The organism is Mycetocola sp. JXN-3 (genome assembly GCF_014522285.1).
GTDB lineage: Bacteria > Actinomycetota > Actinomycetes > Actinomycetales > Microbacteriaceae > Mycetocola > Mycetocola saprophilus.
This window is the reverse complement of record NZ_CP041635.1, coordinates 604,829-625,695: the sequence shown is the minus strand read 5'-3', so window position 1 is coordinate 625,695 and position 20,867 is coordinate 604,829. Positions and strand designations below refer to the sequence as shown.

At 67.6% G+C, this 20,867-nt stretch carries 20 protein-coding genes; 4 read left to right on the top strand and 16 right to left on the bottom strand.

The genetic code is table 11. The features are described 5' to 3' along the window. The first annotated feature begins 83 nt into the window (after positions 1–83). Positions 84–317, top strand: coding sequence for a hypothetical protein (locus C7C57_RS02895; RefSeq protein ID WP_121687406.1), 234 nt, complete (start codon positions 84–86; stop codon positions 315–317). Between the two features lie 39 nt (positions 318–356). Next, positions 357–755, top strand: coding sequence for a DUF3054 domain-containing protein (locus C7C57_RS02890; RefSeq protein ID WP_030148147.1), 399 nt, complete (start codon positions 357–359; stop codon positions 753–755). A gap of 129 nt (positions 756–884) precedes the next feature. Here C7C57_RS02890 and C7C57_RS02885 read toward each other — a convergent pair whose 3' ends face one another. The 9 genes from C7C57_RS02885 to glyA form a co-directional block, all read right to left on the bottom strand. Continuing rightward, positions 885–1,079, bottom strand: coding sequence for a hypothetical protein (locus C7C57_RS02885; protein ID WP_030148146.1), 195 nt, complete (start codon positions 1,077–1,079; stop codon positions 885–887). A 132-nt stretch (positions 1,080–1,211) separates the two neighbouring features. Further along, positions 1,212–1,451 (bottom strand): hypothetical protein, encoded by a 240-nt coding sequence (locus tag C7C57_RS02880; protein ID WP_121687409.1) that lies wholly within the window; start codon positions 1,449–1,451, stop codon positions 1,212–1,214. Between the two features lie 10 nt (positions 1,452–1,461). Further along, entirely contained in the window at positions 1,462–1,620 is a 159-nt protein-coding gene (locus C7C57_RS02875; RefSeq protein ID WP_183091816.1) for a hypothetical protein, read from the bottom strand. Positions 1,621–1,675: 55 nt separating this feature from the next. Continuing rightward, on the bottom strand, positions 1,676–5,140 hold the full coding sequence (locus tag C7C57_RS02870; RefSeq protein WP_187977512.1) for an error-prone DNA polymerase: 3,465 nt from the start codon (positions 5,138–5,140) through the stop codon (positions 1,676–1,678). A gap of 90 nt (positions 5,141–5,230) precedes the next feature. Further along, positions 5,231–6,901: a DNA polymerase Y family protein gene (locus C7C57_RS02865; protein ID WP_187977511.1), complete on the bottom strand. Its 1,671-nt coding sequence runs from the start codon at positions 6,899–6,901 to the stop codon at positions 5,231–5,233. A 120-nt stretch (positions 6,902–7,021) separates the two neighbouring features. Continuing rightward, positions 7,022–7,768: a hypothetical protein gene (locus C7C57_RS02860; protein ID WP_187977510.1), complete on the bottom strand. Its 747-nt coding sequence runs from the start codon at positions 7,766–7,768 to the stop codon at positions 7,022–7,024. Positions 7,769–7,914: 146 nt separating this feature from the next. After that, the gene (locus tag C7C57_RS02855; protein WP_187977509.1) at positions 7,915–8,838 is read right to left on the bottom strand and encodes an aldose 1-epimerase family protein; all 924 of its coding nucleotides are present in this window, start codon (positions 8,836–8,838) and stop codon (positions 7,915–7,917) included. Positions 8,839–8,949: 111 nt separating this feature from the next. Then, positions 8,950–9,825 (bottom strand): bifunctional methylenetetrahydrofolate dehydrogenase/methenyltetrahydrofolate cyclohydrolase, encoded by an 876-nt coding sequence (locus C7C57_RS02850; protein WP_121647338.1) that lies wholly within the window; start codon positions 9,823–9,825, stop codon positions 8,950–8,952. A gap of 2 nt (positions 9,826–9,827) precedes the next feature. Then, positions 9,828–11,093 carry a serine hydroxymethyltransferase gene (glyA, locus tag C7C57_RS02845; protein WP_255505758.1) on the bottom strand — a complete coding sequence of 422 codons (1,266 nt, stop codon included), beginning with the start codon at positions 11,091–11,093 and terminating at the stop codon, positions 9,828–9,830. Positions 11,094–11,479: 386 nt separating this feature from the next. Here glyA and C7C57_RS02840 point away from each other — a divergent pair, with 386 nt between their 5' ends. Then, positions 11,480–12,013 carry a hypothetical protein gene (locus tag C7C57_RS02840; RefSeq protein WP_187977507.1) on the top strand — a complete coding sequence of 178 codons (534 nt, stop codon included), beginning with the start codon at positions 11,480–11,482 and terminating at the stop codon, positions 12,011–12,013. Between the two features lie 10 nt (positions 12,014–12,023). Further along, complete coding sequence (nagA, locus tag C7C57_RS02835) at positions 12,024–13,190, top strand: N-acetylglucosamine-6-phosphate deacetylase (protein WP_187977506.1); 1,167 nt, start codon at positions 12,024–12,026, stop codon at positions 13,188–13,190. A 166-nt stretch (positions 13,191–13,356) separates the two neighbouring features. On the opposite strand, the gene C7C57_RS02830 is transcribed toward nagA, so the two are convergent. From C7C57_RS02830 to C7C57_RS02800, 7 genes are read right to left on the bottom strand one after another with little or no spacing between them, the layout of a single operon-like run. Next, the gene (locus tag C7C57_RS02830; RefSeq protein WP_051701661.1) at positions 13,357–14,448 is read right to left on the bottom strand and encodes a DUF1266 domain-containing protein; all 1,092 of its coding nucleotides are present in this window, start codon (positions 14,446–14,448) and stop codon (positions 13,357–13,359) included. Between the two features lie 40 nt (positions 14,449–14,488). Continuing rightward, positions 14,489–14,968, bottom strand: coding sequence for a monovalent cation/H(+) antiporter subunit G (mnhG, locus tag C7C57_RS02825; protein WP_187977505.1), 480 nt, complete (start codon positions 14,966–14,968; stop codon positions 14,489–14,491). Continuing rightward, a complete protein-coding gene (locus C7C57_RS02820) occupies positions 14,965–15,228 on the bottom strand; it encodes a monovalent cation/H+ antiporter complex subunit F (RefSeq protein WP_187977504.1) in 264 nt (87 codons plus the stop codon). Before C7C57_RS02820 ends, mnhG begins: the two co-directional genes overlap by 4 nt. Continuing rightward, entirely contained in the window at positions 15,225–15,806 is a 582-nt protein-coding gene (locus C7C57_RS02815) for a Na+/H+ antiporter subunit E (RefSeq protein ID WP_051701662.1), read from the bottom strand. Before C7C57_RS02815 ends, C7C57_RS02820 begins: the two co-directional genes overlap by 4 nt. Beyond that, the gene (locus C7C57_RS02810; protein WP_030148132.1) at positions 15,806–17,365 is read right to left on the bottom strand and encodes a Na+/H+ antiporter subunit D; all 1,560 of its coding nucleotides are present in this window, start codon (positions 17,363–17,365) and stop codon (positions 15,806–15,808) included. Before C7C57_RS02810 ends, C7C57_RS02815 begins: the two co-directional genes overlap by 1 nt. Further along, positions 17,362–17,859, bottom strand: a complete 498-nt coding sequence (locus C7C57_RS02805) for a sodium:proton antiporter (protein ID WP_051701663.1) — start codon at positions 17,857–17,859, stop codon at positions 17,362–17,364. Before C7C57_RS02805 ends, C7C57_RS02810 begins: the two co-directional genes overlap by 4 nt. Further along, entirely contained in the window at positions 17,856–20,852 is a 2,997-nt protein-coding gene (locus C7C57_RS02800; RefSeq protein ID WP_187977503.1) for a Na+/H+ antiporter subunit A, read from the bottom strand. Before C7C57_RS02800 ends, C7C57_RS02805 begins: the two co-directional genes overlap by 4 nt. Positions 20,853–20,867 lie beyond the last annotated feature (15 nt).

The following is a 20,867-nucleotide window of genomic DNA, read 5'->3' as shown; positions in this document are numbered from 1 at the left end:
AATGCGAGATTACGGGGATTCTCCCGCCGCCTGACGGACATGGCGGACAGCTCGGTGGCGTGGTCACCCCGTACGATGGAGGCATGGCTGCCTCCAGACGACGTGCAAACCCCCTCGGCCTCATCGGCATGGGCCTCATGGCCCTCGGCGTGGTGGGACTGGTGCTGGGGCTCCTCCAGCCCTGGCGCACCTGCGGGGACGACATCATCGCCGCCGCCTGCCCGGCAACCGGCACCGAGCTGGGTGTGATGATCGGCGCGATGATCGTGGGCCTGGCCGGTTTTGTGGTGATGTTCTTCGCGCTGCGCCGCAGCTAACCGCCCGCGCGCCCGAACGCCCGCCCCTAGACTGGGAGCATGCGTTTTGGATCCTCCCCCACCCGATCGATCGTCTCCGCCGCGGCGCTGGACGCCCTGCTGATCATCGTCTTCGTGATGCTGGGTCGGCGCAGTCACGCCGAGGGCAACGACCTGCTGGGGATCCTCGGCACCGCCTGGCCCTTCCTGGTGGGCGCGGCGATCGGCTGGATCGTCACCCTCGCCTGGCGCAACCCGGTGGCCCTGCGCTGGACCGGTCCGCTGATCTGGCTCGCGACCGTGGTGCTGGGCCTCCCGCTGCGCGTTCTCGCCGGAGGGGAAGCCCCGATCTCGTTTGTGCTGGTGACCGCCGGAGTCCTCGCGGTCTTCCTGATCGGCTGGCGCGCACTGGCACTACTGCTGATGTCGCGTCGCGGACGCCGCACCGCCCGCCGCTAGCCTCCGTTCATACACCCGATGCCCCGCCGGGGAATCACAGCGGTGCGTGCCGCGAGAGTCCGCTGACCCTCGTTAACGCGGAGAGGCGGGGACACCGTGGTGTCCCCGCCTCTCCGTTTAAGTTGGCGATTAGTCGCGCAGCTTGTCCTTGGCCTCGTTACGGGCGCGGACCGATTCGGCTTCGGCTTCGGCCTTCTTGACCTCGGCGTCTGCCTTGACCTCGTCAACCTTGTCCTTGGCCTGGTCCACCAGGTCGTGTGCGGCGCGCGAAACCTTTTCGGCTCCGGCTTCGATGGTTTCCTTGGCGTCTTCGATGAATCCCATAATTCCTCCTCGAGCTAGTGAATAACCTACGTTTTCATTCTGCTCGATTGGGCCTGAAAATCCAATGGAAAGACAAAAATGACGATTCGCCCGTAGGGGAATCGTCATTCAGTGTTGGTGCGCGGTGCGCGACTACCGCCAGGCAAAACCCCGGCGCAGTCGCAGGAGCACACCGATCGCGTGCACGATGATGGCGAGGGCGATGACGCCCAGGCCGATCCCCGCGCCGGCGGCGTCGAGCCGGTAGGCGGCAACGCCGATCAGCAGGATCCCGGTCATCAAACCGAGGATGCCCACCACCGAGAACACGCGTGAAAGCGCCGTGGCGTCCCCGGCAATTGCCTCGGAACGCCCCTCCTTGAGAACGGTCACCGTTCTCCCGCTAGCGCCTCCGCAGCATGTGGAAGGGGATAGCGAGGCTCAGCGAAATCGCCAGGATTCCGGCGAAGAACACAACCGCGTGCAGCTCTTCCAGGTGGAAGGCCAGACCAAACAGGTAGATTCCACCCAGGAACAGGACCAGTGCAATTACAAAAATCATGCTGACAGTCTACCGAGGGAGTGCCCCGAAACTCGATTCGAGCGAAAACCTTCTGCTATTGAAAATCTCGAGACCGGGTGCGAACCGCAAGATCCAGGGGTTCGGCACCGTCCGCGACCAGGTTAATGATGCCCTCGGGGCTGCGCTCCAGGATGCCGCGAATCACCAGGGCCGGGGATTCGCGCAGTACCCGGCGGTGGCGCTGCCAGAGGCCGACGCTACAGATCACGTTGATCATCCCGTCCTCATCCTCGAGGTTCACAAACGTGATCCCCGACGCGGTGGCCGGACGCTGACGGTGCACCACGACCCCGGCAACCCGCACCCGACGACCGGATTCGGTGTCGCGCAGCGCCGCCGACCCGAGAATTCCGCGGGCGCCGAGGATCGTACGCAGGCCACGCATCGGATGGTCGTCGGTGGAGATCCCGGTGGCCCAGAGGTCGGCGGCGAGGGTTTCCTGGGCATCCAGCAGCGCAAACAGCGGCGGCTGGACGGTCACCGCGGATCCGGCCAGCTGATTCGGATTCTCCCGCGACGCCGGACCCGCCTGCCACAGTGCCTGCCGACGCGAGGTACCCAGCCCGTCGCAGGCGCCCGAGGTGGCCAGTGCTTCCAGCTGAGTTGCCGAGAGCCCGGTGCGGCGGCCGAGGTCCTCCATGCTCCGATACTCACCGCCGCGCTCACGCTCGGCGACGATCCGCGCGGCCGCCTCGGACCCGATCCCGGTGATCCCGGCCAGGCCCAGGCGCACGGCGAAGCCGGTATCGCGACGGTGTTCGTGGTCGAGGATGGGAGCCGTCGGGTCGAAGGGGCCGGGACTTTCGGCGGGAGTGTGCAGGCAGGAGTCCATGCCCGCCGAGCCCGAACCGGCGGGCCGCGTGCCCGGAGCCGCCGAGTCCGAATCGGCAAACCGGACGCCGGGCACCTCGGAAGCCGCCGTACCGTGCGCGGCGGAACGCTCATCCGATGTGTCCAGGGGTTCCAGCCCGGCGTCCACCCCCGAGCGGTGCAGGTCCGGGCGCAGAGTGCGCACCCCGTGCCGGGTCGCGTCGGCCACCAGCGTGTGCGGGGCGTAGAACCCCATCGGCTGGGCGCGCAGCAGCGCAGCGAGGAACGCGCCGGGATAGTGCAGGCGCAGCCAGGCGCTCGCGTAGACGATCAGGGCGAAGCTGATCGAGTGGCTCTCGGCAAAACCGAAGTTGGAAAAGGCCTCGATCCGCTCGTAGATATTGTCAGCCTCGGCCCCCACGATGCCGTTTTCGGCCATGCCCGCATAGAGCTTTTCGCGCAGGGTCGCGATCTTCTCCCGGCCGCGTTTGGAACCCATCGCCCGGCGCAGCAGGTCGGCGTCCTCGGCGTCGCAGCCGCCCACGGCCATCGCCATCTGCATCAGCTGCTCCTGAAACAGCGGAATCCCCAGGGTGCGCTCAAGCACCGGTTCGAGGCTCGGGTGCAGGTAGGTCACCGGTTCCTGTCCCATCCGGCGACGAATATAGGGGTGCACCGCGCCGCCCTGGATGGGTCCCGGGCGCACCAACGCCACCTCGATCACCAGGTCATAGAACGTGCGCGGGCGCAGGCGCGGGAGCATCCCCAACTGCGCGCGCGACTCCACCTGGAAAACCCCCACGGCGTCGGCCCGACACAGCTGGTCGTACACCCCGGCCTCCTCCTTGGGGAGCGAGTGAAGGTCCCAGTGCTCACCGGTGTGCTCCTCCACCAGGTCGAAGCAGTGCTGGATCGCCGCGAGCATGCCGAGGCCCAGCAGGTCGAATTTGACCAGGCCCATCCAGGCACAGTCATCCTTGTCCCACTGCAGGACCGTGCGTCCATCCATCCGGCCGTGCTCGATCGGGCACACCTCCCCCACCGGGCGATCGGTCAGCACCATGCCGCCCGAGTGAATGCCCAGGTGCCGGGGGAACCCCAGCAGCTCGGTACTGAGGGTGCGCAGCTCCTCGGGGATCTCGGGCTCCTCGGCGAGCGCGCTGCCACGTTCGATCCGTTTGGACCACGCATCCTGCTGCCCCGGGGTATAGCCCAGCGCCTTGGCCATGTCCCGGATGGCCGCCTTGGGCCGGTAGGTGATGACGTTGGCGACCTGCGCCGCGTTGAAGCGTCCGTAGCGCTCGTATACGTACTGGATGACCTCCTCGCGGCGGTCGGCGTCGAAGTCCACGTCGATGTCCGGCTCCTCGGCGCGCAGGCTGGAGAGGAAGCGTTCGAAGGGCAGGCCGTAGGCGATCGAGTCCACCGCTGTAATTTCCAGCAGGTAGCACACGGCCGAGTTGGCGGCCGAGCCGCGCCCCTGGCAGAGGATCCCGCGCGAGCGTGCAAACCGCACGATATCGTGCACGATGAGGAAGTAGCCGGGGAAGTCCTTCTGCTCGATCACCGCGAGTTCGCGGGTGATCCGGTCACGGTCGCCCTCGCTCATGTTGGGGTAGAGCATGGCGGCCCCGCGCCAGGTGAGTTCGCGCAGCCAGCTCATCGGGGTGTGCCCCTCGGGGACCTCCTGCCGCGGCAACCGGGGACGGGCCGAGCGCAGCCGGAACCCGATCTCGTCGGACACGGTCACGGTGTGCGCGGCTGCCCCCGGATACCGGGCGAAGCGCGCGTGCATCTCGGCCGGGGAACGCAGATACGCGCCGCCGGCGGCGGGCAGCCAGCCGGCGTGGGCGTCCACGCTGGTGCGGGCGCGCACGGCGGCGAGGGCCCGGGCCAGGCGGCGGCGGTTCGGTGCCGCATAGTGGGCACCGGTGGTCGCCACGATCGGCAGGCCGCGCTCCCGGGCGAGGACGGCCAGGGCGTCGTTGCGGGTGCTGTCGCGCGGATCCCCCAGGTCGGTCAGCTCGACCAGCACGTTCTCGGGCCCGAACCGTTCCTCCAGCCGGATCAGCTCGGCCCGGGCGGCGTCCAGCCCCGCGGTTTCCAGGGCCGAGCGTACGGGCCCCTTGCGGCAGCCGGTGAGGGCGATGACCCGGTCGCGCAGGCTGTCTGCCAGCACGTCCGGATCAAACCGCGGTGCGCCCTTCTCGGCCTCGGGGGCGAGCTGCCCGCGGGTGATCGCCCCGGCGAGCGCATGATATCCCTCGATCCCCCGGGCGAGCAGCAGCAGGTGCTGACCGGCCGGATCGGGCACCCCGTTCTGCGGGGCATCCAGGCCCAGGGTCAGCTCGGCCCCAAACATCGTGTGCAGATCGGGGTGCTTCTCGGCGGCCTCGGCCAGGCGCACCGCCCCGTAGAACCCGTTGTGGTCGGTGAGGGCCAGGCCGTGGAGTCCGAGCCGGGCAGCCTCATTCGCCAGTTCCTCGGGGCCGGATGCCCCGTCCAGGAAGCTGAAGTTGGAGTGGGTGTGTAGCTCGGCGTATCCCGGGCCGTCCGGTGCTCCGGGGAGGTCTTCGGCGCGCGGTTCGGCGGCCGTCTCCGGGGTCTCCGGCTCGGCCTCGGCCGTGCGCCGCCCGCTCAGCCGGCGTTCAAACTCCGACCAGGGGATCGGCGGATTCGAGAATCCCATCTCGCGCTCCTCTCTGCTGTCTCAGTTCCTCGTGGCGGGGGTGTGCACTTCGCCCCGAGCCCCACCACATACTCCCGGCCGTCACCGCGGCTAGTCGTAGCGGGCCTCCGCCCACCACTCGGTGTGATCGCGGCGCACCAGCCAGCCGTGGCCGCGCTCATCCACCAGTTGAAAGCGGTCCACCCGCTCGGCCGTGGTGCCGGTGACCACCGGCCAGGGGCCCGCCCACGCCCGCACCGTCGAGTCCACCCCGCCCGGGGCGATCCGCGGCAGGGGTGGGATGACCAGGCGGTGCGGCGGGGCGCTCAGCACGTCCCGGTCGGTGATGCTCACGCTCTCCCCCGCCGCATCGATCACCCGCACCGGCAGCGGCTCGGCCAGCACCGTCTGGGGTGGTGCTCCGGGCAGGCTTCCGGGCCAGGGACCGGCGGGATCGGTGCGCGGATCCCGTTCCCCCCAGGGCACCAGGCTCTGGCGTTCCCGGGGTTCGCGACCCGCGCCGATCCGAGCGGTCAGGACCCCGTCATGGCCCACCATCCCCTGTAACCGGGTCAGCCCGTTATGCACGCGGGTGTCGGGTCCGCCACCCCAAAGCCCGGGCTCCTGGGTGCTCATCGCGGCGAGGGTTTCGGGGATCACCCGGATCAGCGCCACCGGCTCGGACAGCGCCGCCTCGATCGCCCCGGATCCCTGCAGCTGCCAGCGCACCCGGTCCACAACGTCGCCCGCATCGAGGTGTCGGGGGTGCAGCCAGCTGCGGGCGCTACGCCCGCCACGGTCCCCGATAATCTCGATCCGCACCGCGCTCACCACCAGCGCATGCTCGGCCAGGCCCGCCAGGAAACGGTCGGCGGAGGCGCGGAAACCGAAGGCCGCCTGGTCGGCGCGCTCAAGCGGCGGATCGAACTCGCGCTCAACCGCAAGCTCGGCCGGTGGGATGCGTGGGCGCACCCGGCGCGGGTCCTCCCCCGCGGCGATCCGATGCGCCTGCTCCCCCGCCGCCCCAAACCGGTCCCGGACCGAGGCTGCCGGCAGCGCGGCCAGCTCACCGAGCCGGCGCACGCCGAGTCGGGCGAGCACCCGCGCCAGCTCGGGTTCGCCCAGCGTGGTCACCGGCATCGGGGCGAGAAAACGCGCCGACTGTCCGGGCGGGATCACCAGGATCGCGTCGGTGATGGGCGCAGGTGAAGGCACCGGCACCGGCACCGGCACCGGCACCGGCACCGGCACTGGCACTGGCACTGGCACTGGCACTGGCACTGGCACCGGCACCGGCACCGGCACCGGCACCGCACGATACACCGCCTGCTGCGCGGCGAAGACCCCGTCGGCCGCGCCGATCCGCACCGCCGACCCCTTCGGAACCACCCCCGCCTCACGCAGCGCCGTGGTCAGCGCCTGCGCCGCCGCCGCCTCACTTCCGTAATAGCGCGCGGGACCGCGCCCGGGCACCAGACACAGCCCCGGCCGCACCTGCTGGATGCTCGGGACGATGCCCTCCAGAATCCGAATCAACGGCTCGAAGCGTCGATGATCCACATCCTCCCGATACGGCACAAACACCGCCTCGGCCGAACGCTCCTGAGCCTCCCGAATTCGCAATCCTCGACGCACCCCCAGCGCCCGCGCCACCGCGTTTGCGGCGAACACCTCGCCGCGCGCGGTCAGGGCCACCGGCGCCTCGAGGGAGATCTCCGCGTCCTCGGCGGCGGTGAGGACCGCCCAATCGGGAAGCCACAGGGCCAACACTCGCTCACTCATAAACCACCACCCACCGCACACGCCACACAGCCACGGCACCAGCACCCGCGCGCTCAGGAACCCACCGCACACGCCACAACCAGGGCGGCATCACCGGCCCAGAAACACAGTCCCGCGGCATCAGCCCACCCCTGCCAAACGACGCTCGGGCTTCGGCACCGCGCGGATACCGGGTCGCTCGGCCGCGATCAACCCGCCGCTCTCGGCCAGGGTCAGCGAGGCTCGACGCAGGCGTCCGGCACGATCGGTCGCCTCCACCCGCAGCTCCCGCGCCCCCAGGTAGCCAAAGCCCGCGCCGATCCCACCCCAGTTTCCGGCACCGCTGCGCAGTTCCGCGTCGTTCCCCGGCCAGGTGCCCAGGGCCACCAGCATGGCCGCCCGCTGGTGCAGCCGGGCGGCCAATCGCGCGCGATCCGAGGTGCTCAGGTGCGGGGCGGGTCCGGTGATGATCACGGTCACCACATCGGCGAGCGCCGCCACCACCTCCAGCCAGTTTGCGCCGGGATCGGGTACCACCACCAGGCGTTCGAGGTTGATCCCCACCCGCTCGGCGGCCTCCAGTCCAAAGGTCGGCAGGTCCACCACGGCGCTCCAGGATCCGGCCAGGCTCGGCCCCGCGGCCAGCGCCATCGCCAGCACCGGCGCATCAGGCACCGCATATACCCCGCCCGCCCGCAGCGCACCGCCGGGCAGCAGATCGCCAAGAACCGGCAGCGTCGGTAGTGGCTGAGACTCTAGTTCGGTGCGCTGCATCCCCCGGATGCGCTCACGCAGCGCCGCCACGGTGCCCGCCCGTTCGGCGGCACCGGAGACGGCACCGGGCCGAGCGGGTCCGGTGCCCACACGAGAGGAGATAGCGAGCGACATGGGTTAATATTCGAACACATGTTCGATTAAGTCAATTACGAACGGCATGTCCCATCGCATCGCGACGGGCCCGGTTTTCCGCGCCTCAACACACAAACGGGCCGCGGGAATCCGAAGATCCCACGGCCCGAACGGGTAGTGGATAACTAGGCGGTGAAGCCCTCGGCGCGGATGCCCCAGCTCACGCTCCAGGTTTCCCCCGGGGCGATCCACTCCAGGCCGATGCCGCTGTTCAGCGCGTTGGCGGGGGCGGTCATCGGCTCGATCGCGACCACCGCGTTGTCTCCGGGATAGCGAGTCGGGTTGAAGACCTGCCAGGTACCAAAACGCTCCTCACCCCAGATGGTGACGGTGCGTCCGGCCGGGTCGGCGAGGGTGTGGCTGCTCACGCCGTCCACGATGTGCGGGGCGGCAAAGCCGTGATCCAGGACCACCGAGTTCAGGGCGACACCCTGGCGCAGGTCGTTGCCCGCGCCCACGGGCACCTCGTTCTGCGGGATCTGGTGGGCGTTGACCTCCCAGACGGTGTCGCAGGCCACGGTGAGGGTCAGATCCGAGGCGGGAACGCCGCCGATGGTGAGGTACGGGTGGGCCCCGACACCGGCCGGGGCGGGGGCCTCCGAACGGTTGGTGAGGCGGTGGGTCACGGTCAGGCCGCGCTCATCCAGTACGTAGTCCACCTCGGTGTCGAGGTGGAACGGGTAGCCGTGCTGCGGGAACACGGTCGCCGCCAGCCGGATCGAGTTCGCGGTCTGCTCCAGCACCGTATACGGGGTGAAGCGCAGCAGGCCGTGGATCGCGTTTGACTGCGCGGGCTCGGTCACATCCAGCTGCTGCACCTGGCCGTCGAGTACCCAGCGGGCATCCTCGACGCGGTTGGGCCAGGGGGCCAGCACGATGCCCGAGGCCATCGGACGAGGCTCGGTCACATCGTAGGGGGCGAGCACGTCCACGCCGTTCGCGGTGAGGACCCGCAGACCCGCGGCCACCTCGGTAATCTCGGCGCTCAGCGCGAGATCGCCGTGTTCGTGGGTGAGTGTGAAGCTCTGTCCGTTGGGAGCTGCGTGCATCGTGTTTCTAGGCCTCCTCGACGGCGGCCACCTGCCACCGGTTTCGACAATACTCCCAAAGCAGACCGCCCCGCGATCCGAGGGAACGCGGGGCGGTCAATGTGGGAAAAGTTACAGCCGCTCGGCCGCCTCCACCACGTTCTTCAGCAGCAGCGCCCGGGTCATCGGGCCCACACCGCCGGGGTTCGGCGAGAGGAAACCGGCAACCTCGGCCACGGCCGGGTCGATGTCTCCGGAGAGCTTCGCCTTGCCGGACTCGGTGGTGCCCACGCGGGTCACACCCACATCCAGTACCGCGGCACCGGGCTTGATCCACTCGGGCTTGACCAGGTGCGGCACACCCACGGCGGCCACCACGATGTCCGCCCGGGACACCTCGGACGCGAGGTCCGGGGTGCGCGAGTGGGTCAGGGTCACGGTCGCGTCGATGCCCTTACGGGTCAGCAGGAGGCCCAGCGGACGACCCACGGTGATGCCGCGGCCGATCACGGCCACGTGCTTTCCGGGGATCGAGACACCGCTGCGCTCCAGCAGCTCGATGATGCCGGCCGGGGTGCAGGGCAGCGGCGAATCCAGTTCGCCGCCCACGCCGAGCACCAGCTTGCCGAGGTTGGTCGGGTGCAGGCCGTCGGCGTCCTTGGCGGGGTCGATCAGCTCAAGCATCTCGTTTTCGTTGATGCCCTTGGGCAGCGGCAGCTGCACGATGTACCCGGTGACGGCGGGGTTCTCGTTCAGGTCACGGATGGCCTGACGAATCTCCTCGGCACTCGCGGTTTCGGGCAGATCCACGCGGATCGACTCGATCCCCACCTCGGCGCAGTCGCGGTGCTTACCCGCCACATACGAGCGTGAGGCACCGTCTTCACCGACCAGCAGGGTGCCGAGACCGGGAACGATGCCGCGCTCACGCAGGGCGTCGATCCGGGTACGCAGCTCATCCTTGATGGCACTCGCCGCGGCGAGACCATCAAGCTTCTGTGCCGTCATCCCTACAGACCCGGGTAGAGGGGGAACGCCTCGGTGAGCTTGGCGACGCGTGCACGCAGGGCGGGCAGGTCGGCGCCGGGGCGCAGGGCGAGGGCGATCACGTCGGCAACCTCGGTGAACTCGGCGTCGCCGAATCCGCGGGTCGCAAGCGCCGGGGTACCGATGCGCAGACCCGAGGTGACCATCGGCGGGCGCGGGTCGAACGGCACGGCGTTGCGGTTCACGGTGATGCCCACCTCGTGCAGCGCATCCTCGGCCTGCTTGCCGTCGAGCTCCGAGTTGCGGAGGTCAACCAGGACCAGGTGCACGTCAGATCCACCGGTCAGGACGTCGATGCCGGCGGCCTTGCTGTCCGGGGCGGTGAGGCGCTCGGCCACGATCTTCGCACCGGAGAGGGTACGACGCTGACGGTCGGCGAACTCGGGGCTCCCGGCGATCTTGAATGCGGTGGCCTTACCGGCGATCACGTGCATCAGGGGGCCACCCTGCTGGCCCGGGAACACTGCCGAGTTGATCTTCTTGGCGAGGTCAACATCGTTGGTGAGAATGAAGCCCGAGCGGGGTCCACCGATGGTCTTGTGCACGGTCGAGGAGACCACGTGGGCGTGGGGCACCGGCGAGGGGTGAACGCCCGCGGCGACCAGACCGGCAAAGTGTGCCATGTCGACCCAGAGGGTTGCGCCCACCTCGTCGGCGATCGCGCGGAACGCGGCGAAGTCCAACTGACGCGGGTAGGCCGACCAGCCGGCGATGATGACCTGCGGCTTGTGCTCGAGGGCCTGGGCGCGCACGACGTCCATGTCCACGAGGAAGGTTTCGGGGTCAACACCGTAGGAGACGGCGTTGTAGAGCTTGCCGGAGAAGTTGAGCTTCATGCCGTGGGTCAGGTGACCACCGTGAGCCAGCTCGAGACCGAGGATGGTGTCTCCCGGCTTGGCAATTGCGGCCAGCACGGCGGCGTTGGCGGTGGCACCGGAGTGCGGCTGAACGTTGGCGTACTGGGCACCGAAGAGCTCCTTGACGCGGGCGATGGCGAGGTTCTCGGCCACGTCCACGGCCTCGCAGCCGCCGTAGTAACGACGGCCCGGGTAACCCTCGGCGTACTTGTTGGTGAGCACGCTACCCACGGATTCCAGCACCGACACGGGAACGAAGTTCTCGCTGGCGATCATCTCGAGGTAGTCGCGCTGGCGAACCAGCTCCTGCTCCAGGACCGCGGCAATTTCCGGGTCAACCTCGGCAAGGGGGGCGTTAAATAGGTCGGTCAAAACTGGCTCCTCTGATGACAGCGGCGGACAAAACATCAATTTTCCGTATCGGCCCAGGCGTGCGGTCGAATCCGTGTCGGTCGCTCCCCGATGGTAACCATCTTGAGTGGTGCGATCCCGCTCCACCGACGCCAGTCGCGACGCGATTAGCCTAGCATCCCGGGGCGGGCTCGTGGGTGGGGGTTTCCCCCAAAATCCACGCACAAAGCCGAACCGTCACAAAAAGAAAAGATCACTTAAGAGCGCTATTCTTCGGGGTTTTTCGAGTCTTAGCCTGCATTCAACGCCGACTCCCTCGGTCGACGTCAGCTCTCCCATTCACACACATTGGAAAGAGAAACGTCATGAACATCGTATTTGTTGGTCTCTAACAACGGTTCGTCCCCATGTCGGAACTCAACTACTTCGAAAAGGCGCTGGCCGGCATCTTGATCGCATTCTTGGCGACCAGTAGCCTGCTCATCGCCACGGCGTATGCTTCGCTTCCGACATGGGGAGCCGTCCTTCTCATCAGGTGGATTTGGCCTCCACGCGAGGACAACCCGTTCACCTGGGGGATCGGCATCATCCTGACACTACTGGCAACCCTCGTCACGTTCCTGGTCGAACTCTTCTTTGGCACCCTGGTTCGTTCTACCTCGAAAATCTCTGGAAAACCCGCATTCGCGCTGCTCCTCAAGGCGATAATCGCTCTGATCTATTTGGTGTTGATGTGGGCCGCTCTTGATCCCCTCATCCCCAGCCCCGGACACCGCGCACTGGCGATTGTGCTGACCCTTTTCCTTACCCCGCTGATTCTCTGGCCGATACATTGGGGTGAAAGGCGAGATCGTCGACGCAAACAAAGCCAGAATCAAGCAGAGGCCGCTCCTGCATCAACAGAACTCACCACGGATGTGTTAAACGATCCGCGGGACTAAGCTCGTGCGTATGCGGAACCTCATTCACTCGGCCACCGTTATTTCCGGTGGGCAGAGCACCAAGCACGCCTGGATCGAGTTTGACGAGGACGGTGTTTGCGCCCGCGGCACCAACGACACCTGGCGGGCACGGGTCGCCGAGCATCCCGATACCGCCGTGATCGATGGCACCGGTCAGGTTGTCACCCCCGGCCTGATCGATCTGCACTGCCACGGCGGCGCGGGCGTCGCGTTTGAAGACGGCGAGGCGGCGATCCGCACGGCCCTTGCCCTGCACCGCGCCCACGGCACCACCCGCGCGGTGGTGTCCTTTGTCAGCGGGAGTATCGAGGATCTGGTCAGCCGGCTGGAAACCGTCGCCGACCTGGCCGAAACCGACCCGGGGGTGCTCGGCAGCCACCTCGAGGGCCCGTTCCTGGATCCCGGACACCGCGGTGCCCACGATCCCGAGGCGCTGCGCACCCCCGATGTGCGCACCGTGGACCGGCTGATCGAGGCCGGTCAGGGCACGCTGCGCCAGATCACCATCGCCCCCGAGCTGGACGGCGCCACCGAGGCGATCCGCGAGCTGACAGCCGCCGGGGTGATCGTCGCCGTGGGCCACACCGATGCCGACTATGCCACCGCCCGCGCCGCCTTCGATGCCGGGGCAACCCTGCTGACCCACGCGTTCAACGCGATGCACCCGATCCACCACCGCGCACCCGGCCCGGTGCTGGCAGCGATCGACAGCCCCGGCGTGACCCTCGAGGTCATCAACGACGGCGTGCACGTCCACGAGAGCGTCGTGCGCCTGGCCTTCACCGAGGCTCCGGGACGCATCGCCCTGGTCACCGATGCGATGGCCGCGACCGGCGCCGCCGATGGCCACTACATGCTCGGATCCCTCGAGGTTCTGGTGGAGGGCGGCACCGCACGACTGGTAGAGGGCGGCGCGATCGCCGGGTCCACCCTGACCCTGGATGCAGCCCTGCACCGCGCGGTCCACGTCGTGGGCATCCCGCTTCCCGAGGCCGTGCGCGCACTCACCGAAACCCCCGCCCGGGTGCTCGGTCGCGAGCGGGACCTCGGCGCAATCGAGGTCGGCTATCCCTCCGATGTGCTGCTCTGGAACGACGATCTGACCCTGCAGCGGGTGTGGGCCGACGGCACCGAGTATCCGGCGGCACACGCCTAGACTCCGCAGCACCGCTCCCCGCGCCGGCTCCGGACAGCCGACACCGGTCAGACAACAGCCTCCCGCACGGGTCAGGAAACACCCCGACACGGGTCACACAACAAACACCACAACGGCCCCGTCCGGTGAAAAAATCTCACCGGACGGGGCCGTTGCGCAGGACGGACTAGTTGGCCTCCTCGCGCGGCAGCAGCACCTCGGGGGTGCGGATCTGCCCGGGCAGGGTGTCCACCGGCAGGGTGGGGAATGCGGCGCTGGTCGCGGGCCAGCCGCTGTCACGCAGTTCCTTCATGGTCTCGTCGAAGGCCTGCAGGGCGGCGACCTCGTCGGAGGCGAACGCGGTGGCGATCCGCACGCCGCGCCAGTAATCGGCCGCATCGGTATACAGGGCAAAGGCGACGTTTCCCAGCCGCTCGATCAGGGTCCAGGCGGTCTGCTCGCTCACCTGCCCGGCCACAAACGCGGTGCGGACGATCGCGATCAGGCGCTGCACATCCCCTGCCCACAGCAGGAGCGGCGGACGCCCCGCCTGCGGTTCGGCCAGCGCCCGTAGGTCCCACTCGGACAGACCGGTTAGGCCGGCGATACGGGTGAGCATCCGCTCGGCATCCGGGCCGTTGAGGATCGCCTGGAAGCGGGCGCTCATACTGTGCTGGGCCATCCCGTCGGCCACATACAGTTCCAGGTCGCGCTCGGAGGCGATCCGAGTGCGCTTATCCAGGTCTGCCTGAAGGTCGCGCAGATCGTTCATCGGCAGCGAGATGATCGGGTAACCCTTGGCACCGTCGGCGTACTTCTTGCGCAGCGATTCGGGCAGTTTTGACCAGGCCGGGGAGAATTCCAGGCTGGAGTTCCAAAGCCCCGAACGGAAGTCCGATTCGGCATCCAGCGCGAGCAGCGACTGCTGCGCCGGGGTGATCTCGCTCGCCCCGGTCAGCCGACGGTAGCGGCGCTGATCGCGCCAGGGGCCCCAGGAATCCAGGCTCGAGACGGCAAAGGCCACCACCACAAACGCCAGTGCGGCGGTGAGCACCGGGGCGAAGGTGGCGTCCGGGGTAAACGGCAGCGCGGCGGCGATGGCGTGCCAGTTGACCGACACCACGGCGGCCGCGAGAATTGCGATCGCGAAGGTCAGCAGCGAACGCCCCTGCGCTCGGGCGGGCCGCTGTTCCTTCCTCAGCTGCTGATAGTTACGCTGATGCCAGATGCGCGGACGGACGGGATAGGCACGTTCACCGAGATGGTTCTGAAGAGTCACCCAAACGAGTGTAATCCAGTTTGTAAGCGCTTACGCGCGCCTACCGCGCCGTGTCTCCGGGTGACTGCTCGTGGTTGGGGACCACCGGATCATGCTCGACCGGCGCCTCCTGCACCACCGGGGTCGCCACGGTGTTGCCCGACACGTAGTCCTCGGGATCCGGGTAATCGAGCCCCAGCAGGTGGTTGCGGCCGCGCAACTCGTCGCGGAAGAGCACGTCGCTGCGGAACTTGCCGGTCCGATACGCCGCCCGGCCCACCATGTGTGCCGAGATCGGCGCGGTCAGCGCCTGGAACAGGATGATCGAGAAGCCCAGCGTGATCGTGCCGATCGTGGGCGTCGAGAAGATCACATCGGCCACCACCAGGATCACACCGAGGACCTGCGGCTTGGTAGCCGCATGCAGGCGCGCCAGCACGTCGGAGAAGCGCAGCAGACCCACGCCCGCGGCCAGACACAGCACCGCGGCGGCAAAGACCAGCGCGATGGTCAGGGCGTCGCGCCACCACTCGCCGGTCATGCTTCGGCCTGATTCGACATGAAGCGAGCCACGCTGACCGAGCCCACAATCGCGAACATGGCCAGCACCAGCATCACCGGCAGCGTGTTGGTGTGGCGGTTGATGGCCATCTCGGCCCCCATCGCGCACATCACGGTCGCCACCAGCACGTCCGAGGCGATCACCCGGTCAAGCAGGGAGGGCCCACGCACGATCCGGTAGACGGCGCACAGCGCCGAGACACCAAACATGGCGATGATGATTCCCAAAATTATGGTCATCGGTTTTTCCTTCCTCGGGCCAGGGCATGCTGCTCGTTGACCCGCACCACCTCGGCCTTGGATCCGATCGCCAGCACCAGGCGGCGTTCGGTATCCAGGACCTCCTGGATGAAGCGCTGGATATCCTCCTCGGAGTGCACGTCGATCACGTGCACGTAGAGGATCGAGCCCGAGCGGTCCAGGTCGACCACGATGGATCCCGGCACAATCGAGATCGCCGTGGAGGTCCACGACATGATCAGGTCCGAGCGGGTGTTCAGCGGGATGCCCACGATCGCGTTACCCGGCTTGAAGTTCGGGGCGAAGGCCAGCCAGGCGATCTGGATCGAGGCGCGCAGGATGTCCCAGGCCAGCACCACGAAGAACACGATCACGCGCCAGGGGTTGACCCGGCCGCTGAGCTCGACCCCGGGGAGGTAGAACGTGAACGAGACTCCGGTCGAGACCAGGATGCCGGTGATGATGGTGAGCGGGGTGAAGCTGCCCCAGAGCAGGCACCACAGCAGGAGCAGCCCGAGGGCCAGCAGGCCCTGGCTGAGCCCGGCGAGCCGGTGCTTATCGCGAGTCTGTTGTGGCATTAGGGCGATCCCTCCGGGAACACGGCGGAGATGTAGTTTTCCACGTTCTCCACCTGGGCAGCCGCACGCTCGGCATAGCCGAAGATGGGGCCGGCGAACACGGTCAGCAGCAGGGTGAGACCCACCATGCCGGTGGTCGCGCCCACCATCAGACGCGAGGTCTGCTTGGTCGCGACGGTCCCCGAGTCCTCGGGGCTCTCGGCGAGGGATTCCAGCAGCGGAGACTGGTAGCCCTCGACCTCACCACGCGAGCGCCAGAAGGCCATGTTCCAGACCCGGGCGAGCGCGTACAGGGTCAGCAGCGAGGTCGCGGCCCCGGCGGCAATCAGCACGTAGGAGAGCCAGCTTCCCTCCTCGACGCCGGCCTGGAACAGGCCGATCTTGCCGAGGAAGCCGGAGAACGGCGGGATTCCGCCGAGGTTGAGCGCGCCGAGGAAGAACAGCACCGCCACAAACGGCGCGGCCTTGAGCAGACCACCCAGGCGCGAAATGGACGTACTTCCGCCCACGCGCTCGACCAGTCCGGTCGCCAGGAACAGTGTGGTTTGGACCACGATGTGGTGCACCACGTAGAAGATGGTGGCGGTCAGCGCGATGTCGCCGCCGATCGCGATACCAAAGATCATGTACCCGATGTGACTGACCAGGGTGAACGAGAGCAGACGCTTGATATCTGCCTGCATCACCGCACCCATGATGCCCACCAGCAGCGTGAAGAACGCCACCACCATCAACGGTATTCGCAGCGGCACATCCACAAACATCACGGTGTCGGTACGGATGATCGCGTACACGCCGACCTTGGTCAGCAGGCCCGCGAACACCGCGGTGACCGGCGCGGGTGCCGTGGGATACGAGTCGGGCAGCCAGAAGGACAGCGGGAACACCGCGGCCTTGACCGCGAAGCCCAGCAGCAGCGCCGCGCAGAGGATCGCCTGGACCCCCATCGGCAGCTCGCGCACCCGCTCGGAGATCAGCGCGATGGTCACGGTCCCGGTGGCCCCATAGATCAGCGCGATGGCGCCCACAAACAGCAGCGAGCTCATCAGGCTGATCACGATGTAGGTCACGCCCGCGCGGATGCGGGCACCGGTGCCACCGAGGGTCAGCAGCACGTAGCTGGCCGCCAGCAGCATCTCGAAGCCGACGTACATGTTGAAGAGGTCGCCGGCCACAAACGCGTCAAACAGACCGGCCGACAGCACCAGGTAGGCGGGGTGGAAGATCGACACCGGGGTCTCGTTGTCGTCATCCACGATGCCCTGGCCGATCGCGAAGATCAGCACGCCGAGCAGCATCAGGGCGGACACCAGCAGCATGATCGCCGAGAGGCGGTCCACCACCAGCACGATGCCCCAGGGTGGTGCCCAGCCGCCGACGTTGACGGTAACGGTGCCGGTCTGATCCACTGCCACCAGCAGGACCGCGGCAATGGCGGTCACCAGGGTCAGTGAGATCAGCGACACAAAGATCTGCACGCGCGGACGCTGACCGAAGATCAGCGCGATCGCGGCGCCCAGCAGCGGGATCGTAACCACGAGGGGAACCAGGGCGTTCATCGTCCCACCTCCGTGTCTCGTGCTGTCTGAACCGGGTCGGGTTCGGGGTCGTCTTCGTGTTCGTTGGAGGCGTCCAGGACCCGTTGAATGGCCTCGTCGTCCTCATCCACCTGGCGGAACGCCTCCTCGGCGTCCTCCTCGGTGTCGTGGGCGTGGTCATCCGGCAGGGTGTCACCCTCGTCGCCGAGCTGTGCGAGCCACCAGGTGCGGTAGATCAGGGCGAGCACAAACGCGGTGATACCGAAGTTGATCACGATCGCGGTGAGGATCAGGATCTGCGGCAGCGGATCCACCATGTCGGCGTCCTCGGGGCCACCGGTCCACAGCGGCGCATTGCCGTTGGGCCCGCTCATCAGGAAGATCAGGATGTTGGTGGCGTTACCCACCAGCAGGAAGCCGATCAGGAAGCGGGTCAGGCTGCGCTCCATCATCACGTAGATGCCCACCGCGTACATCAGCGACATCAGTAGGACGAGGGTGAGGGATGCACTCATCGGTTGTCCTCTCGGGTGTCGGTGCTGGACGGGGTATCCGGCACAATGGGCACGCGCTGCGTGGCCCAGAGGTCGGTGTTGGGCACCTGCTGACGCGGGCTGAACTCGTCGGTGCTCTCCTCGGCGATATCGGCCTCGTCCTGTTGCCGGTCGACCTCACCACCGAGCGAGCGCAGGATGTCGAGCACCAGACCCACAACCACCAGGTACACACCGATATCGAAGATCGTGGTGGTGCCAATCGAGATGTATCCCAAAACCGGAATATCTGCGGAGAGGTAGGCCGAGGAGAGGATTTCGGAGCCGAAGAACAGCGAACCGATCGCCGATCCCACCGCGAGCACGAGGCCCGCACCGAGGAGCTTGCCGGCGTCGATCGGCACGGCCTCGCGCAGTTCGTAGCGGCCGCCGGCCAGATAGCGGAAGACCAGGGCAAGACCCGCGAGCAATCCGCCGGCGAATCCACCACCGGGCGAGTTGTGGCCCACGAAGAGCAGGAAGATCGAGACCACGATGGCCGGGTGGAACATCAGGCGCACCAGCACCTCGAGCAGGATCGAGCGGTTGGCGCTGGCGATCTTGCCGCCGCTCACCAGCCAGGACTGACGCGCGCCGGGGGTGGCCGGCTGGATGTCCGGATCGGAGAGCACGGTGCGACGGCCCAGGGCGGTAGCCGGGCGTCGTAGACCACGACGGCCCTTCTTATCGGCGCGTCCGGAGACAAACAGCAGGCTGGCGATACCGGTGGCCACCACCACGAGCACGGAGATTTCACCCATGGTGTCCCAGGCACGAATATCCACCAGCGCCACGTTGACCACGTTCTTGCCGTGGCCCTCGTAGTAGGCCATTTCGGGCAGCTGGGCCGAGATCGGATCGGTGATCCGCGACCCCAGCGCGATCAGCGCGATCGCTCCCATCACCACACCGGTTCCGATCGCGATCACCGCGCGGCGACCGCGGTGGACCCGCTTGGTGAGCTTCTGGCTGTTGCCGGGCAGGCGACGCAGCACCAGCACGAAGGCGACGATGGTGATCGTCTCCACCAGCGCCTGGGTGAGCGCAAGGTCGGGGGCACCGTGGAAGGCGAACAGCGCGACCATACCGAATCCGGTGACCCCCACCAGCAGCACGGCGGCCATGCGCTTGCGCGTCCAGGCGGCACCGAGGGTGGCCAGGGCCATCACCAGCGCGATCACCACCTGCTGCGGGTAGTCGTAGAGGCGGAAGGTCGTGGGCCAGACGTTGCCAATCGCGGCGAGGGTTCCGAGCACCAGGACAAAGACCACGAGGATCGTCGCGAGGTACTGCGGCAGGCCGCCGCGCTGGCCGAAGATGGTGACCTTGGCGGAGATTTTGTCCACCGCGCGGGTGACGCTCCAGTACCCGCGGGAGGAGTCCACCAGCGGGGGCAGCGCCTCCTGCAGACGGGCCACCTGGGTCTTCTTCCAGAACAGCGCGGCACCGAGGCCCAGGATCGCGATCGAGATAAACAGGGCCGGCTCGAATCCGTGCCAGAGTGCCAGGTGGCCCTCGAGGTGCCCGTCGAAGCTCTCCGGGTAGGGATCCAGCCAGGAATTCAGCGCCGGGGAGAAGATGCCGAGCAGGACCGAGACCACCGCGAGCACACCCGGGCCGATCAGGATCGCGGTCGGCGGCTTATGCCACTCGGTCGAGACACAGGCGGCGGTGCGGGTCGCGAAGGCGCCCCAGAAGAAGCGGGCCGAGTAGGCGACGGTCAGGATCGAACCCACCGCGGTCCCGATCAGCGCGATCCAACCGTAGGGATCCCCGGCCTCGGCGGCCTGCAGGAACGCCCCAAAGATAGACTCCTTGGCCACGAAGCCCAGCAGCGGCGGGATGCCCGCCATCGAGGCAATCGCCAGCGCGGTGATGACCGCGAGCACCGGCATCTTCCGGCCAAGGCCCGAGAGCTGACGCCAGTCTCGGGTGCCGGCGGCATGGTCGATGATGCCCACCACCAGGAACAGCGTGGACTTATAGATCGCGTGGGCCAGCAGCAGCGCGGCGCCGGCGAGGGCGGCGTCGGGGGTTCCGAAGCCGACGATCACCATGAGGAAACCGAGCTGGCTCACGGTGCCGTAGGCAAGTACCAGCTTGAGGTCGTACTGACGCAGCGAGCGCCAGGCACCCACCAGCATCGTCCAGACACCCAGGCCGATCAGCACCAGCTTCCAGCCCGGCAGGTCCGCGTAGCCGGGGGCCAGGCGGGCGATCAGGTAGATACCGGCCTTGACCATCGCGGCGGCGTGCAGGTAGGCGGACACCGGGGTGGGCGCGGCCATCGCGGCCGGCAGCCAGAAGTGGAAGGGGACGATCGCGGACTTGGAGATCGCGCCCACGATGATCAGCAGGATCGCGGTGACCGCCATCGGACCGGTGACCCCGGCCGCGACGATGGCCGAGAGCGAGGTGCTGCCCACCTGCACCGAGATCATGATCACACCGATCAGCATGACCAGGCCACCAAAGGTGGTGACCAGCAGCGCCTGCAGGGCCGCACCGCGGCTCTCCTTCTTGCCGGTGTAGTGCCCGATCAGCAGGTAGGAGAGCACGCTGGTGATCTCCCAGAACATGAACATCAGCAGGATGTCATCGGCCGTGACCAGCCCAAACATGGTGCCCGCGAAGGCAAACAGGAACGCCGCGAAGCGCCCCAGCCCCGGCTCCCGCTTGGTGAAGTACTGGGTGCAATAGAGCAGCACCACGGTGCCCACACCGGTGACGACCAGTGCCAGGAGCCACGCGAGGGTGTCCATGCGGAATGCGAGAGCCAGGTCCAGCTGGGGAACCCAGCGGATGGTTTCGGTGATCTCGCCGTGCGTGCGGATCTGTTCGCCCTGCAGCAACGTCCAAATAAATGCCCCAGCGGGCACGAGAGCCACAACGGTGAAAACATGGTTCTTGAGGAACCTGGCAAGAAATGGAGTCGCGACGGAGACAATCAGGAAGATGGTCAGAATCGTCGCCATGAGGTCTCCGTAAGG